The sequence below is a fragment of the Rhodobacter sp. P1_C2 genome, assembly GCF_056406375.1.
In genome coordinates this window covers 203,180-217,529 of record NZ_JBFUAG010000008.1, presented here as the reverse complement: position 1 = coordinate 217,529, position 14,350 = coordinate 203,180, and the positions used below count along the sequence as shown (strand labels likewise).

The following is a 14,350-nucleotide window of genomic DNA, read 5'->3' as shown; positions in this document are numbered from 1 at the left end:
GCATCCCGGCTCAGGCCTTCTTCTCGTCGCCGGGAAGGATGTATTGCGCACCCTCCCAGGGGGACATGAAATCGAACTGGCGGTATTCCTGCACCAGCTTGACCGGTTCGTAGACGACGCGCTTTTGCACCTCGTCATAGCGGACCTCGGTATAGCCGGTGGTCGGGAAATCCTTGCGCAAGGGATGGCCGCGGAAGCCATAGTCGGTCAGGATGCGGCGCAGGTCCGGGTGGCCCGAGAAGAGGATGCCGAAGAGGTCGAAGACCTCGCGCTCAAACCAGTTGGCCGCCGGATAGACCGGGATCAGCGAGGGGACCATGCCGGTCTCGGACACTTCGACCTTCACCCGGATGCGGCCGTTGGTGTACATCGACAGCAGGTGATAGACCACGTCAAAGCGGTTCACCCGCTCGGGGTGGTCGACGGCGGTGATATCGACCAGCGAGGTCATCCGCGTCGCCGGATCGGTCTTCAAGGCCTGCATCACGTCCAGCAGCGAGTCGAGCGCCACGGTCAGCGTCAGCTCGCCAAAGCTCTCCACAGCCGAGACGACGCCCGGACGGGTGGCCAGCGTGGCGCTCAGTTCGGTCAGGTTCAATGCCATGATGCCCCCTTAACGGACCAGAGTGCCGGTGCGGCGGATTTTGCGCTGCAGCTGCAGGATGCCGTAAAGCAAAGCCTCGGCGGTGGGCGGGCAGCCCGGGATATAGATGTCGACCGGCACGATCCGGTCACAGCCGCGCACCACGGAATAGCTGTAGTGGTAATAGCCGCCGCCATTGGCGCAGCTGCCCATCGAGATCACATAGCGCGGCTCGGGCATCTGGTCATAGACCTTGCGCAGCGCCGGGGCCATCTTGTTGGTCAGCGTGCCGGCCACGATCATCAGGTCGGACTGGCGTGGCGAGGCGCGCGGCGCCGTGCCGAAGCGTTCGAGGTCATAGCGCGGCATCGAGACATGGATCATCTCGACCGCACAGCAGGCCAGACCAAAGGTCATCCACATCAGGCTGCCGTTGCGCGCCCAATTGATCACATCCTCGGTCGAGGTCAGAAGAAAGCCCTTGTCCTGCAGTTCGGCATTCAGGGCCTGGGTCGCCACCTCACGGTCAGCGCCCGCAGTGTTCGGTCCGGTCATCACGCCCATTCCAAGGCCCCCTTCTTCCATTCATAGGCAAAGCCCACGGTCAGCACGCCAAGGAAAATCATCATCGACCAGAAGGCCATCATCGAGATCTGCCCAAAGGCCACGGCCCAGGGGAAGAGGAAGGCGACCTCGAGGTCGAAGATGATGAACAGGATCGAGACGAGGTAGAAGCGCACGTCGAACTTCATCCGCGCATCGTCGAACGCGTTGAAGCCGCATTCGTAGGCCGAAAGCTTCTCGGGGTCCGGGTTGCGCACGGCCAGTACGGCGGCGGCCACGATCAAAACGATTCCAAGCCCGATCGCCACCGCCAAAAGCACGAGAATGGGCAGATATTCACGCAGAAGAGTGTCCACGAAGGGCTCCTTCAACCGATGTCCGGGGTTTTGCCTGATGCAGCGACCCCTGTCTGAGGCTTCGTTTAGCGCCAGCCCTTGGCGGGGTCAACCAAAGCCGGGTTAATTTCGGCCCGTTGCAAGGGATTTGCCCCATTTCGGGCGCGCCGCGCGCGGAACCAATCCGGCCTCCCGGGGCTTGGTCCCTTGTCTTGGCCCCGCAGCATCCCGATATCAGGCCCAGCCCCTTCGAAAGGACGCCCCATGCGCAAGCTTGCCCCCCTGCTCCTCGCCCTCCCGCTGGCCCTGGGCCTCACCGCCGCCCGGGCCGAGGAAGTGGGCCGCGTCGGCGTCGACTGGACCGGCAACGATATCGTGATCGAGGCGATCCCCGACCCCAAGGTTCAGGGCGTCACCTGCCATGTCGCCTATTTCGACCGCTCGGTGCTGGACCGGTTGTCGAACGGCAACTGGTTCGAGGACCCGTCCAATTCCTCCATCGCCTGCCGCCAGACCGGCCCGATCACGCTGGGCCAGATCAACACCTCACCCAAGGGCGAGGAGGTCTTCAGCCGCTCGACCTCGCTCATCTTCAAATCGCTGAACGTGACGCGGATCTTCGACCAGAAGAACCAGGTCCTGATCTACCTGACCCATGCCAATGACCTGAGCCAGGGCAGCGCCAAGATGTCGATCTCCACCGTCCCGCTCTACGGCGCGACAAAGAACTAGCCCCCTCCCCCCTTTCATTGGTCCATAAATATCCCACGGGGGGTCTGGGGGGTGTGAAACCCCCCAGCCGGGTCCGCCGAGCGCCCGCCTACCGCATCATCCGCCGCGCCAGATTGGCCGCCTGGCGCGCCTTTTTGGCCGTCGCCTTGGCCTCCTGCGCCTGGGCGCGTTCCTCGGCTGTCATGTCCTCGGGCCTGCGGCCCTTGTTGGCCACATGGTTGATCCCGGCATTGATGCCGCGGTTGACCAGCTGCCCGATCAGGCGGTTGACGATCATCATGATAAGGCGGTCCATCGCTCAATCCTCGAAAAGTTCGCTCTGGCCGGTCTCGGGGCCCTCATCCTCTTCATCTGGGGAGGAACCTGGCATTGGCAAGGGGCGGCTGTCCAGAAGTCCTGCGGCGCGCAGCTCTTTCAGCCCCGGCAGGTCGCGGGCGGATTCGAGGCCGAAGTGGTCGAGGAAGGCCTCGGTCACCACGAAGGTCACCGGGCGGCCCGGGGTCATCCGCCTGCGGCCAAAGCGGATCCAGTCCAGCTCGATCAGCTGATCCACCGTGCCGCGGCTGACAGCCACGCCGCGGATCTCTTCGATCTCGGCCCGGGTGACGGGCTGGTGATAGGCCACGATGGCCAGCGTCTCGATCGCGGCGCGGGAAAGCTTGCGGCTTTCAACGCTTTCCTTGCGCATCAGGTGCCCAAGGTCGGGCGCGGTGCGGAAGGCATAGGCATCGCCGACCTTGACGAGGTTCACCCCCCTGCCCTCGTAGCGGCGGCGCAGATGGGCCAGGGCCTCGGCCGGATCGCAGCCCTCGGGCAGGCGCTTGACCAGTTCGGCCAGGGTCACCGGCTCGGTCGCGGCGAAAAGGACGGCTTCGACCATCCGCTCCTGCTCGCCCATCGGCGGCGCCTCGAAAAGGCTGCGCTCGATCGGCTCGGGGCGGGCTTCGGGATGCAGGGGGCTCATGCCTCGCCCTTTCGGCGCAGGAGGAGGGGGGCAAAGATCTCGCCCTGGCGAATCTCGATCTGGCCGCGCTTGGCCATTTCCAGCATGGCGGCGAAATGGGCGGCGGTGGCAGATTTGCGCCGCTCGGGCGAGGCGCCCCAGCCCTCGGGCAGGAAAGAGGTCAGGTCGGCCCAGGCGCCCATATAGCCCAGAAGCCCGCGCATCCGGTCCAGCGCCTGTTCCATCGTGTAGACGTTATGGCGATCAAAGGCATAGGGGCGAAACTCGTCGCGGGTGCGGATGCGGGCATAGGCGCGCATCAGGTCCAGAAGCGAGGCCTCGTAGCGCACGGTGCGCAGCCGGTCGACCAGTTCCGGCACGCCGCGGGCAAAGAAATCGCGGCCCTTCTGGTCGCGCGCCATCAGCCGCGCCGCCGCCTCGCGCATCGCTGCCAGACGCTCCAGCTGAAAGGCCAGATGTGCGGCGAGGTCTTCGGCGCTCGGCCCCGGCTCACCCGGTTCGGGCGGAAGAAGCAGGCGGGATTTGAGGTAAGCGAGCCAGGCCGCCATCACCAGGTAATCCGCCGCAAGCTCGATCCTGAGCGCCGAGACGCGGGCGACGAAGCCGAGATATTGCTCGGCCAGCTGCAGGACCGAAATCTTGCGCAGATCGACCTTCTGGGTCCGCGACAGCGACAAAAGCAGGTCCAAGGGCCCCTCGAACCCCTCGACATCGACGATCAGCGCCTCGGCCGCGAGGCGGTCGGAGGGGGTGAGGCGGTCAGAGAATGCGAGCTGGTCGCTGGACCAGTCGTCAGCTTGGGCCATGGGCAACATCCGGCATCAGGCGGCCAAGTTCAGCCTCCAATGCCGCCGTGTCAACCTCCGAGGGCGCCGGGCGCCGGGCCAGCGCCTCGGCCACCCGCCCGAGGGTCGCCTCCGACATCTCGCCCGCGACATCGGCCACGGCGCGCATCTCGGCCAGATCGCCTTTGCAATGCAGGGCAATGTCGCAGCCCGCGGCGATCGAGGCGGCGGTGCGGCTGGCGAGGGTGCCCTGCAACGCCTCCATGTTCAGATCGTCGGTCATCAGAAGCCCGGCAAATCCGATCTCCTGCCGGATCACCTCGATCATCACCTGCGACTGGGTGGCGGGACGTTCGTCATAGGCGGCAAAGACCAGATGCCCGGTCATCGCCATCGGCAGGTCGTTCAGGGCGCGGAAGGGGGCGAAGTCCTGTGCTGCGAGTTCCGCGCGGCTGGCCGTCACCCGCGGCAGCGCCAGATGGGTGTCGAGATGCGAGCGGCCATGGCCGGGCATATGCTTCATCACCGGCAGGCAACCGCCGGCCAGAATTCCATCGGCCACGGCGCGGGCTAGGGTGGAAACCTCTGCGGGATCAGAGCCATAGCAGCGGTTCTTCAGAAACGGATGCGTCTCGGCTGTGACCAGATCGCCGACCGGGGCGCAGTCGGCGTCGATCCCCACGGCGCGAAGCTCCTGCGCGATCAGCGTGTAGCGGATCGCCATCGCCCGGGCGGCATGGGGGCCTGCGGCCTGGACGAAATCCAAGGGCGGGGTCCATTCGCGCCAATGCGGGGCGCGCAGGCGCTGGACGCGGCCGCCTTCCTGATCCACGAGGATCGGCGCATCGCGGCCCACCGTTTCGCGCAGGGCGGAGGTCAGGCGCAGGACCTGATCGGGGTTGTCGACGTTGCGGGCGAAGAGGATGAAGCCGCAGGGGTCGAAGTCACGGAAAAAGGCCGCTTCCTCGCGGCCCAGTTCCAATCCCTCACACCCGAAGATCGCGGCACCGCGACCGAAAGCGCTCATCTTTGGGCGACCGGGATGCAGTCGGTCTCTTCGGCCTGCAGGGCTGCGCAGAAGCGGCGGGCGTCGTCGTCGTTGCCAAAGCCATGCGCGCGCAGGCGGTAGAAGGTGTGACCACCGCTTTGCGCCGACTGGATGACGATATCCTTGCCGGCCATCAGCTCGGCAAAGCTGCCCTGCAGTTCGGCGAATTTCTGGCGGGCCAGATCGGGGGTCTCGAAGGCGCCAAGCTGGGCCAGACGGGTGCCCTTGGCGATATTGGCCGGGTCGATCTCGCGGGCGGCGGGCAGGGACTTGGCCGAGACGGACTGGACCTTGATCGGCGCGGCGTTCGGGCGCGGCTGCGGGCGCAGCGAGACGCGGATCGCGTTCGGATCGCTCGGCACGATGGCGGGGCCGGAGCCGGCGGGGGCTTCCTCGGGGTCGGCGGGAATCACGCCGGCCAGATCCTCGGCCACCGGTTGACCGCCGAGCAGGGGCGAGCCCTGCGCCTCGGCATCGGCCTCGTCGGAAGATTCAGCATTGGCGGCGGCCATCGCGGCCGGGGCCGCATCGCCATCCTGCAGCGTCACCGCCTGCGGGGCCAGCGTGATCTGATCCGCCGGCGCCGCCGAAGTGCCCATCGCGGCGATGGCATTGACGGTCAGGCCCTGATTCAGCGCCTGTTCGCCACCCGGATCGGCCGGGGCGATCCGCATCGCCCCCGCCACGGCGCGCATCACGGGAATCCCCGTCACATCGCGCACCGCAAGCCGGTAGCCCCAGATCGCCAGCGCCAGAACCAGCGAGACCGAACAGACCGCGCCGGAAATATTGATCCAACGCCGCGCCTTGTCGGCCAGCCCGGGCGGCAGACCAGACGTGGAATCGAAAGCCGAGGAGTACTCGTCGTAATTGAAATCTGCCATGTCGCCCCACATGCGCCTGCGATACATCGCCGCCTGCGCTTTACCTGCTCGACCGGCCGGGACGTTTTTAACGCATTTCCTCGACCGGAGTGACGCCCAAGATAGCCAATCCCGCCGAAATCACAACGCCCGTCGCACGCGCCAAGGCGATTTTCGCCGAAGTTGTGGCAGCGTTGCCCTCTTGCACGAAGCGCAGGGAGGTGTCGTCGTTGCCCTTGTTCCACAGCCCATGGAATTCCGAGGCCAGTTCGTAAAGGAAAAACGCAATCCGGTGCGGCTCGTTGCCCTTGGCGGCAATCTCGATCTCGCGCGGCCATTCGGCGATCTGTTGCGCCATGTCGATCTCGGCCGGATGCGACAGCAGGCTCAGATCGGCCCCGGCCAGTGCGGCGTCCGAGACATCGATTCCCGCATCGCGCGCCTTGCGCAGGACCGAGTTGATCCGCGCATTGGCATATTGGACGTAGAAGACCGGGTTGTCCTTGGACTGTTCCAGCACCTTGGCGAAGTCGAAGTCTAAGGCCACGTCGTTCTTGCGCGTCAGCATCATGAAGCGGGTGACATCGGCGCCGGCCTGTTCGACCACGTCGCGCAGGGTGACAAAGGTCCCTGCCCGCTTGGACATCTTGAAGGGCTCGCCGTTCTTGAAAAGCTTGACCAGCTGGATCAGCTTGATGTCGAGCGGCACCTTGCCATTTGACAGGGCCGCCACCGCCGCCTTCATCCGCTTGACATAGCCGCCGTGGTCGGCGCCCAGAATGTCGATCAGCTCGTCGAAGCCGCGCTGCACCTTGTCGAAGTGATAGGCGATATCGGGGGCGAAATAGGTCCAGGAGCCGTCGGATTTCATCACCGGGCGGTCCACGTCATCGCCATGCGCGGTGGAGCGGAACAGGGTCTGGATGCGCGGCTCGTAATCCTCGGGCACCTTGCCTTTCGGCGGCTCCAGCGTGCCTTCGTAGATCAGGCCCTGATCGCGCAGGGTCTGGATCGCGGCCTCGATCTTGCCGGTGCCGTAAAGCGCCTTTTCCGAGGAATAGACATCCATCCGCACGCCAAGCGCCGCGAGATCGTCGCGGATCATCTGCATCATCATCTGGGTGGCAAATTCGCGGATATCGAGCAGCCAGACGGATTCGGGCTGGCCGAGCAGGCTGTCGCCGTATTTGGCCTTCAAGGCCTCGCCCACCGGGATCAGGTAATCGCCGGGGTAAAGACCCTCGCGGATTTCCGGTTCCAGCCCATTGGCCTCGCGGTAGCGTTCAAAGGCAGAGCGGGCCAGCACATCGACCTGCGCGCCGCCGTCGTTGATGTAATATTCGCGCGTCACGGTCCAGCCGGCAAAGGCCAGAAGGTTCGACAGGGCATCGCCCACCACGGCGCCACGGACATGGCCCACATGCATCGGCCCGGTCGGGTTGGCCGAGACGAATTCGACATTGACCTTGCGGCCCTTGCCCGCCGACGAACGACCGAAGTCCTTGCCATCGGTCAGCGCGGCCCGGATCACCCCCTGCCAGACCAGGTTGGACAGGCGCAGGTTCAGGAAGCCCGGCCCCGCCACCTCCGCCGCCGAGATGCGCGGGTCCTGCCCCAGACGCGCGGCCAAAGCCTCGGCAATCGCGCGCGGCGACTGGCCCGCAGGCTTGGCCAGCACCATCGCGGCATTGGTCGCCATATCGCCATGCGCCGGATCGCGCGGCGGCTCCACGGCGACATTGGCAAGGTCGAGCCCCTGCGGCAGGGCGCCTTCGGCGGCCATGGCGGTCAGTTCAGCCACGACAAGGGCGCGGATATCGGCAAAGAGGTTCATCTGATCAAATCCTGTCTCATCGCCTTGCGGGATGCCAGAGAGGATCGCTCAGGTCAAGGACACCCAGGGGGCCAGCCGCCGCAAGCTGGGCGCCGCCCCCCTGTTTTTATGCGCTTTCCGGGCAGGCGGGCCGGTGCCTCAGGGTTTCGGCGGGGTCTTCTGGCGGATGTAATAGGCTTCGCGCGAGCCGAAGAACATGGTCAGCACCGCGCCGAGCAGCCACCAGAGCGGTTCGGGCATCGCGTTCAGGGCCTGCATCTGCGCCTCGAACCAGGCGGGATTGATGCCCGCCACCACGAAGACCACCAGCGTGCCAAGTGCCAGCAAGGGGCGCGGCAGGCGGTTCAGCGCATCGATCAGGTGGTCGTAGCCGGCCTTGCCGGTCTTGGTCTGCATCTGCACGGGCGGCATCGGCCCTGCCGCGCCGGCGGTCAGCGCCTCGGCAGCCGCTTCGACTTCATTGGTGATCCTGGTCATGTCCATGTTCTTTATCCTTGCGGTGGGAGGGTCATTTGGCCCAGGCGGCGACGCGCGCCTGATGCTGCGCCTCGCTCAGGCGGAGGGCGGGAGAGAGGAAGCTTTCGGCCCGCGTGATCCAGCCGCCCTTGCCGCCATCCTTGCGGCAGGCATATTTGCGGCTGGCCGGGCGGGCATCGGCGAGGCCGTAGTAAAAGTCGCGCCGCGCGATGCTGTAGCGGTCGATGAGCGCCTGCGCGCCCTTGGCGGCCTCGGCCTTGGCGGCGGAGAGGGTGGCAGGCCCGATCACGCCGTCATCGCGCAGAGGATGGCCGCAGGCCTTGAGCACGCGCTGCAGCAGCTTGACCGCCATGGCGCCCGCATTGACATACATGTCGAAGACCACCGGTTGCAGCGCCTCGGGCAGGCGCGACAGGCCGGGACGGTCGAAATACTGGCTGAGGAAGATCTCCACCGCGTCCGCGCGGGTCAGTTCGCGGACATCGGCGACATCGACGCGGCCATCATGGGTCAGGTCGCGGCCAAGCGCGCGCAGCGTGCCGATGGTGACGCCGTGGTTCGTGGCGCCCCCCGGATCGGCAGGGTCGTTGACGAAACCGCCCTCGCGGGCGACGATTTCCAAGGCGATCTGGTGAACATCCGGCATGAGCGGCCCCCATTGGTGACCGGGCCAGACTCCGCCTCAGCGGTTAATTTCGCTTAACCACAGCGCGCGCCCTCAGTTGGTGGGCTTCTCCGGCATCGTGATATCGACGCCCTGCGCCTTCATGATGTCGACGACTTCCTTGGGGTTATACTTCTCGTCATGCTTGGCCAGGATATCCGAGGCGACGAAGGTCCCCCCCTCCATCTTGCCGGTGCCGACCATGCCCGCCCCTTCGGCGAACAGGTCGGGCGGCACGCCCTTGAATACCACCGGGGTCGTGGCCTTGGTATCGGTCACCTCGAAATGCAGGGCGCCGTCGGTGCCGTGGCTCAGCGAGCCTTCGACCACCATGCCGCCCAGCTTGAAGACCTCGTCCGCCCCCGGCGGCTTGGCGGCGATCTGGCTGGGCGAGCGGTAGTAGTTGATCCCGTCCTTCATCGCATAGCCGATGAGGGCCGTGGACAGGGCCAACGCCACGAAGGCCACCAGAATGATCTGGATGCGCCGCTTCTTCTTCAGCCCCTTGAGCCCGGCCATCGCAACCTCGCCCCTTCAGATCACGGGAAGATCGGGGCCAGCATCAGCCCCATGGTTTCCGGCAGGCCCAGCATCAGGTTGGCGTTCTGCAAGGCCTGACCCGAGGACCCCTTGTTGAGGTTGTCCAGGACCGCCACCACCACGGCACGCCCCGGCATCCGGTCGCCGATCACGCCGACATGGCAGAAGTTCGACCCGGCAATGTCGCGGGTCGAGGGCAGCTGGCCGAAAGGCAGCACCCGCAGGAAGGGCTCCGCCGCGTAAGCCGCGCGCAGGGTTTCATGGACCACGGCGGGGTCGCCCTTGACATAGACGGTGGCGAGGATGCCCCGGTTCATCGGCAGAAGATGCGGGGTGAACTGGACCATGACCGGACGGCCGGCGATCTTGGAAAACTCCTGGTCGAACTCGCCCAGGTGCCGGTGCTTGCCGCCGGCGGAATAGGTATGGGTGCCGCCCGACAGTTCGGCATGCAGCAGGTTCTCCTTGGCCGAGCGCCCTGCCCCGGAGACCCCGGCCTTGAGGTCGATCACGATCTGGTCAAGGTCGATCACCCCGGCGGCGATCAAAGGCCGCAGCGCGAACTGGCCGGTGGCCGCATTGCAGCCGGTACCGGCGACGAGCCGCGCCTTGGCGATCTCGTCGCGGTAGAACTCGGTCAGGCCATAGACCGCCTCGGCCTGCAATTCGGGGTGGACATGCGGCGCGCCGTACCATTTCTCATAGGCCGCCGCATCGCGCAGGCGGAAGCCCGCCGAGAGGTCGACGATCTTGAGGGAGCGCGGCAGCTTGTCGATCACCTCCTGGCTGGTGCCATGCGGCAGGGCGCAGAAGCAGAGGTCGATCTTGGAAAAGTCGATCTCCTCGATCTTGGTCAGCTTGGGCAGGTCCAGGTGGCGCAGGAAGGGGAAGACCTCGGCCATCTCCATCCCGGCCTTGCGGTCGGCGGCCAGGGCTGCGACCTCCATCTGCGGATGGGTCGCGATCAGGCGGACAAGCTCCGCCCCCGTGTAGCCCGAGGCACCAAGAATAGCGATCTGATAGGTCATGGCATGAGATTCCGCTGGAGGTTCGGCCCTCTATCTGGCGTCTCGGCCCGGGGATGCAAGTGAAATCATGCCGCAGGCCGCGCCAAGCGCGCAAGCCCGCCCCCGCAGGGCCGAAATCCGCAAGGCAAGGGGTGGCCACAGCGGCCGGAGGCCGGATTGAAAGGTGGATTTCCGCCTGTCGGCCGAGGCTAATGAAGGAAGCAGAAGGAAAACAGACTGCGGCGGATTGACCGCAGAACATGCTTGGCTTAACTCACCCTGCATTGGAACAACTAAATTTCCCGTGATGCGCTTGCCCTTTTATCCTGTTGCGCTAGGCTTAAGGCGTCTTTGGGTGAGGCGCAGTGTTGAAGACAGTCATATCCGAATCTCCAGAGGAACTGCTTTATCGAGGCCCGCATGAAGATACTTGCTGTTGACGACGACTATTTCATCCGGGAACTGCTGCCCTTGATTCTGACCAAGGCCGGTTATCCGGATGTATTCACGGCAGCCTCCGGCGCGGAGGCTCTGGAAATGCTGGGCCAAAGCGATCGCAGCTTTGATTGCCTGCTTCTGGACATCAACATGCCCGGCATGGACGGGATCGAGCTTTGCGGCCATATCCGCCGCCTGGCCGCCTACCGGACCACGCCGATCATCATGCTGACCGCGATGACCGAGAAGAAATACATCGAGGACGCCTTCAAGGCCGGTGCGACCGATTACCTGACCAAGCCCTTCGAAGTGGCCGAGGTCGGGGCGCGTCTGCGGGTGATCGAGGCGCTGGTTCTCGCCCGCAAGAGCGGGTTTGCCGGTCTCGAGGTTGGCCCGGCCGAGGATGCCAATGCCGTGCGGCATGGCTTCACCCTGGCCGAGGATATCAAGATCACCGCCGGGGCGGATTGCGTCGATTACGGCGCGCTGCGCAACTACCTGCTGCAGCTGTCGCGCTCGGGTCTGGACAGCGTGCAGGTCATGGCGGTGAAGGTCGACCAGATCGCGGCACTTTATGACACGACGACCACCAAGGAATATGTCGACATGCTGGGCGAGGTGGCGGAATCGGTGAACCGGGCGCTGGCCAAGCATGGCTGCATCCTGGCCTATGCCGGCAACGGCGCCTTCGTCGTCGTCTCGAGCAAGGCCACGCTGGAGGCTTCGACCGGGCTGGAGGCCGAGGTGCAGGGCCTTCTGGACGACAAGGACCTGGAATTCGAGAATGGCCGCCCGATGGACATCACCATCTCGATCGGCAATCCGATCCGGCCAAGCGCCAATCCCGGCCAGCGCGCCCGCAAGGCCTGCGAAAGGGCGATCGAACGCGCCGAAACCCGGCTGCGCAACAAGGTCAACCGCCGCCGGCCGCCGAATATCCACATGATGCGCTGACCTGTTGCGGGACGGCCGGGGCTGCGACCGTGGGGCCGCAGCCGCCGGTCACACGGCCTTGGGGTCGGTCTTCGGGATGGTGAACCAGAAGGTGGTGACGCCCGGCGCCTCGCTTTCAAAGCCGATCTTGCCGCCGGTCTGTTCGACGATCTGCTTGGTGATGCTCAACCCCAGCCCGGTACCGCCATGCGTCCGGGTCGAGGAGAGGTCGGCCTGCGAGAAGGGCTCGAAGATCTGGGCGCGGAAGGCCTCGGGGACGCCGCGGCCCTCGTTGCGCACCGAGATGCGCAGCACATCGCCCAGATCCTCGCCGATGATCTGCACCAGGGTGCCGCGATCGGCGAATTTCGCCGCATTGGACAGAAGGTTCGCCATCACCTGCCCCAGCCGCTGCGCATCGACGAAGCCCTGGATCGGCTGCCCGGGATAGAGGATCTCCATCCGCACCTCGTATTTGTCGGCGAAGGCGAGGCTGGCCATCACCGCCTCCTCGATCAGCGGCATTATATTCTGGCGCGTCAGGGCAAAGCGAACCTGCTTTGACGAAAAGCGTTCGAAATCAAGGATGTCATTGACCAGCGTCAACAGGCGGTTGCCGTTCTGCTGAGCGATGTAAAGCAGGCGCTGCGCCGGGTCGGACAGGGCCTCGGTGTCCATCGAGGTCAGCAGCGACAGCGCCCCCAGTACGCTGGTCAGGGGCGTGCGCAGCTCGTGGCTGACGGTGGCGACGAATTCGCTCTTGATCTCGTTCAGGCGGCGCTGTTCGGTCGCATCGACGATCTGGGCGATGAACTGCTCGGGCCGACCCTCGGCATCACGCACCAAGGCCACGCTGAGGTTGCCCCAGACGATCGCGCCATTGGACCGCAGGAAGCGCTTTTCCATCTGGTAGGACGAGACCTTGCCCTCGACCAGCTGGCGCAAGAGGTTGATGTCATCGGCCAGATCGTCGGGATGGGTCAGGGTCTGCAGATCGGTCTTCAGCATCTCCTCCGGGGTGAAGCCCAGAAGATCGCAGAGCGCCGAGTTCACCCGCAGGAAGGCGCCGTCCAGCCCGACGATGGCCTTGCCGATCGTGGCGCTTTCAAAGGCCGAGCGGAACTGTTCGACGCTGCGCAGCAGGGCCTGTTCGGTCAGCTTCTGTTCGGTGATGTCGATCATGGCGCCGCTGATCCTGGTGGGCACCCCCGCCGCATCGCGGTGGGCCACCGAGATATCGGTCTTGATCCATTGCCAATGCGACCCGTCGCGCCGCAGCAGCCGGTATTCGCAGCCCGCCCGGTCGGCCAGGCCTTCCTGGCACAGCCGCACCGGCTCCAGTGCTATGGCAAGGTCGTCGGGATGAACGCGCGAGCGCCATTCGACCTGCACGTCGATCGTGTCCTGCGGTGTCAGCTCCAGAAGCTCGCGCCACATGTCCGAGACGATCACCTCATCCGACGAAGGGCGGTATTCGAAGACGCCGATCCGCGCCCCGCGCAGCGCGTTCTTCGAGATCGACAATTCCTGTTCCAGCTGCAGGACCAGCGCGCGTTCGGTGGCCTCGTTGCGCAGGATCAGCGTGTGGCAGGTCTGGCCCGCCGGGTCCTGCCAGGCCGTCACCTCCAGCTGAAGCTCAAGCCCGTTGCCCGCCCCATCCCGCGCCCTGACCCCATGCAGCCGCGCCTGCCCCGCCGGCAGATCGTCATCCCGGCCCAGATCGGCCAGCGCGCTGAAACACAGGATCTCCTCGACATGCCGCCCCTGCAGCCCGGGCGGCGGATGGCCCAGCAGCTGATCGGCCATCTGGCTGGAAAACAGGATCTTTCCCGCAGAATCCAAGATGATCACAGCGACTCCAGAATTTCTGAATGCCTCCACCAGAAGAAGGTCGTTCATCGTGTCGCGGCCTCCGGGAACAGGGCCGCCGGGGTCTGAGGATGGACCGGGCCAGACGATCCGGAAAAGGCGCGCGGGCAAGCCAATTTCGGGCGCATCACACCCCCGACTGGCGGGTGTCGCCGTCAAATTCATTGGCACACACAAGAAAAACCATCGCATCCAGTCCAGTCTCACCGACCAAAGGCCGGAAATGCCACATTTAAAACATAAGAACTAAATACACAAACAAGGGTCTAAGCGACTGTTCAGAAAGCCTTCCATGTTCCGTAAGCTTCCCACCTCCGCCGTCGTGCACAGCAACCCTCGGGAAAGCTGGCCAAATTCAGTCGTGACAAGGGCGCGCGTCCGGGCAAATACGGAGGGTCTGAAATGCTGCTTCTGATACTCATCGGTTGCGCGGGAGGATTGGTCGCCTCGGCGGCTGCGCTCTTGGCCGGGGCCTCGTATGAGGTCGTCATTCTGACGTTCTGCCTGGCATTTCTGGCAAGTATGCTCGCGGTGTCGTCAGCACGTCGAGCTTTGGCAGAAATGCAGGCGTCCCGCAACCCGGTTCGCAATTTGATCAAGCCGATTGGCAACTTACCCCCGGAATTGCCCGCAGAATTGCCGGCGCAGGCCCCCTCTGGCGCGGAAGTCGGCGACACGCTTAATCCCGATCCGGCCAGTGGCCAAAAACCCTCC

At 65.1% G+C, this 14,350-nt stretch carries 16 protein-coding genes; 2 read left to right on the top strand and 14 right to left on the bottom strand.

Annotation, left to right across the window (positions count from 1 at the left end):
- Window positions 1-10: 10 nt before the first annotated feature.
- The 3 genes from AC1DZT_RS15740 to AC1DZT_RS15730 are packed head-to-tail and all read right to left on the bottom strand — an operon-like array spanning window position 11 to window position 1,503.
- A complete protein-coding gene (locus AC1DZT_RS15740) occupies window positions 11-604 on the bottom strand; it encodes an NADH-quinone oxidoreductase subunit C (protein ID WP_478007594.1) in 594 nt (197 codons plus the stop codon).
- Between the two features lie 9 nt (window positions 605-613).
- Window positions 614-1,147 carry a NuoB/complex I 20 kDa subunit family protein gene (locus AC1DZT_RS15735; RefSeq protein WP_478007593.1) on the bottom strand — a complete coding sequence of 178 codons (534 nt, stop codon included), beginning with the start codon at window positions 1,145-1,147 and terminating at the stop codon, window positions 614-616.
- Entirely contained in the window at window positions 1,138-1,503 is a 366-nt protein-coding gene (locus tag AC1DZT_RS15730) for an NADH-quinone oxidoreductase subunit A (protein WP_478007592.1), read from the bottom strand. Before AC1DZT_RS15730 ends, AC1DZT_RS15735 begins: the two co-directional genes overlap by 10 nt.
- A gap of 243 nt (window positions 1,504-1,746) precedes the next feature.
- Here AC1DZT_RS15730 and AC1DZT_RS15725 point away from each other — a divergent pair, with 243 nt between their 5' ends.
- Window positions 1,747-2,214 carry a CreA family protein gene (locus AC1DZT_RS15725; RefSeq protein WP_478007591.1) on the top strand — a complete coding sequence of 156 codons (468 nt, stop codon included), beginning with the start codon at window positions 1,747-1,749 and terminating at the stop codon, window positions 2,212-2,214.
- Window positions 2,215-2,302: 88 nt separating this feature from the next.
- On the opposite strand, the gene AC1DZT_RS15720 is transcribed toward AC1DZT_RS15725, so the two are convergent.
- From AC1DZT_RS15720 to argC, 10 genes are all read right to left on the bottom strand, one after another.
- Window positions 2,303-2,509 carry a hypothetical protein gene (locus AC1DZT_RS15720; protein ID WP_478007590.1) on the bottom strand — a complete coding sequence of 69 codons (207 nt, stop codon included), beginning with the start codon at window positions 2,507-2,509 and terminating at the stop codon, window positions 2,303-2,305.
- A gap of 3 nt (window positions 2,510-2,512) precedes the next feature.
- Complete coding sequence (scpB, locus tag AC1DZT_RS15715) at window positions 2,513-3,178, bottom strand: SMC-Scp complex subunit ScpB (protein ID WP_478007589.1); 666 nt, start codon at window positions 3,176-3,178, stop codon at window positions 2,513-2,515.
- Window positions 3,175-3,984, bottom strand: a complete 810-nt coding sequence (locus tag AC1DZT_RS15710) for a segregation and condensation protein A (RefSeq protein WP_478007588.1) — start codon at window positions 3,982-3,984, stop codon at window positions 3,175-3,177. Before AC1DZT_RS15710 ends, scpB begins: the two co-directional genes overlap by 4 nt.
- The gene (nagZ, locus tag AC1DZT_RS15705) at window positions 3,971-4,990 is read right to left on the bottom strand and encodes a beta-N-acetylhexosaminidase (protein ID WP_478007587.1); all 1,020 of its coding nucleotides are present in this window, start codon (window positions 4,988-4,990) and stop codon (window positions 3,971-3,973) included. The genes AC1DZT_RS15710 and nagZ overlap by 14 nt, the downstream gene beginning before the upstream one ends.
- The gene (locus tag AC1DZT_RS15700) at window positions 4,987-5,895 is read right to left on the bottom strand and encodes an SPOR domain-containing protein (protein ID WP_478007586.1); all 909 of its coding nucleotides are present in this window, start codon (window positions 5,893-5,895) and stop codon (window positions 4,987-4,989) included. Before AC1DZT_RS15700 ends, nagZ begins: the two co-directional genes overlap by 4 nt.
- Window positions 5,896-5,962: 67 nt before the next feature.
- Window positions 5,963-7,708 (bottom strand): arginine--tRNA ligase, encoded by a 1,746-nt coding sequence (gene argS, locus AC1DZT_RS15695; protein ID WP_478007585.1) that lies wholly within the window; start codon window positions 7,706-7,708, stop codon window positions 5,963-5,965.
- A gap of 138 nt (window positions 7,709-7,846) precedes the next feature.
- A complete protein-coding gene (locus AC1DZT_RS15690; RefSeq protein ID WP_478007584.1) occupies window positions 7,847-8,191 on the bottom strand; it encodes a 3TM-type holin in 345 nt (114 codons plus the stop codon).
- Between the two features lie 25 nt (window positions 8,192-8,216).
- Complete coding sequence (locus tag AC1DZT_RS15685) at window positions 8,217-8,831, bottom strand: holin-associated N-acetylmuramidase (RefSeq protein ID WP_478007583.1); 615 nt, start codon at window positions 8,829-8,831, stop codon at window positions 8,217-8,219.
- Window positions 8,832-8,903: 72 nt separating this feature from the next.
- Window positions 8,904-9,368, bottom strand: coding sequence for a cytochrome c maturation protein CcmE (gene ccmE / locus AC1DZT_RS15680; RefSeq protein ID WP_478007582.1), 465 nt, complete (start codon window positions 9,366-9,368; stop codon window positions 8,904-8,906).
- Between the two features lie 20 nt (window positions 9,369-9,388).
- Window positions 9,389-10,417, bottom strand: coding sequence for an N-acetyl-gamma-glutamyl-phosphate reductase (argC, locus tag AC1DZT_RS15675; protein WP_478007581.1), 1,029 nt, complete (start codon window positions 10,415-10,417; stop codon window positions 9,389-9,391).
- A 399-nt stretch (window positions 10,418-10,816) separates the two neighbouring features.
- On the opposite strand from argC, the gene AC1DZT_RS15670 reads away from it, so the two are divergent.
- On the top strand, window positions 10,817-11,788 hold the full coding sequence (locus AC1DZT_RS15670; RefSeq protein WP_478007580.1) for a response regulator: 972 nt from the start codon (window positions 10,817-10,819) through the stop codon (window positions 11,786-11,788).
- A gap of 48 nt (window positions 11,789-11,836) precedes the next feature.
- Here AC1DZT_RS15670 and AC1DZT_RS15665 read toward each other — a convergent pair whose 3' ends face one another.
- Window positions 11,837-13,618 (bottom strand): sensor histidine kinase, encoded by a 1,782-nt coding sequence (locus AC1DZT_RS15665; RefSeq protein WP_478007579.1) that lies wholly within the window; start codon window positions 13,616-13,618, stop codon window positions 11,837-11,839.
- Between the last annotated feature and the right edge of the window lie 732 nt (window positions 13,619-14,350).

Bases quoted from the DNA above. Each gene is read 5' to 3' on its own strand.
- nagZ (WP_478007587.1), bottom strand. From the start codon at position 4,990: ATGAGCGCTTTCGGTCGCGGTGCCGCGATCTTCGGGTGTGAGGGATTG.
- scpB (WP_478007589.1), bottom strand. From the start codon at position 3,178: ATGAGCCCCCTGCATCCCGAAGCCCGCCCCGAGCCGATCGAGCGCAGC.
- AC1DZT_RS15710 (WP_478007588.1), bottom strand. From the start codon at position 3,984: ATGGCCCAAGCTGACGACTGGTCCAGCGACCAGCTCGCATTCTCTGAC.
- AC1DZT_RS15740 (WP_478007594.1), bottom strand. From the start codon at position 604: ATGGCATTGAACCTGACCGAACTGAGCGCCACGCTGGCCACCCGTCCG.
- AC1DZT_RS15690 (WP_478007584.1), bottom strand. From the start codon at position 8,191: ATGGACATGACCAGGATCACCAATGAAGTCGAAGCGGCTGCCGAGGCG.
- AC1DZT_RS15720 (WP_478007590.1), bottom strand. From the start codon at position 2,509: ATGGACCGCCTTATCATGATGATCGTCAACCGCCTGATCGGGCAGCTG.
- argS (WP_478007585.1), bottom strand. From the start codon at position 7,708: ATGAACCTCTTTGCCGATATCCGCGCCCTTGTCGTGGCTGAACTGACC.
- AC1DZT_RS15700 (WP_478007586.1), bottom strand. From the start codon at position 5,895: ATGGCAGATTTCAATTACGACGAGTACTCCTCGGCTTTCGATTCCACG.
- ccmE (WP_478007582.1), bottom strand. From the start codon at position 9,368: ATGGCCGGGCTCAAGGGGCTGAAGAAGAAGCGGCGCATCCAGATCATT.
- AC1DZT_RS15735 (WP_478007593.1), bottom strand. From the start codon at position 1,147: ATGGGCGTGATGACCGGACCGAACACTGCGGGCGCTGACCGTGAGGTG.
- AC1DZT_RS15725 (WP_478007591.1), top strand. From the start codon at position 1,747: ATGCGCAAGCTTGCCCCCCTGCTCCTCGCCCTCCCGCTGGCCCTGGGC.
- AC1DZT_RS15685 (WP_478007583.1), bottom strand. From the start codon at position 8,831: ATGCCGGATGTTCACCAGATCGCCTTGGAAATCGTCGCCCGCGAGGGC.
- argC (WP_478007581.1), bottom strand. From the start codon at position 10,417: ATGACCTATCAGATCGCTATTCTTGGTGCCTCGGGCTACACGGGGGCG.
- AC1DZT_RS15670 (WP_478007580.1), top strand. From the start codon at position 10,817: ATGAAGATACTTGCTGTTGACGACGACTATTTCATCCGGGAACTGCTG.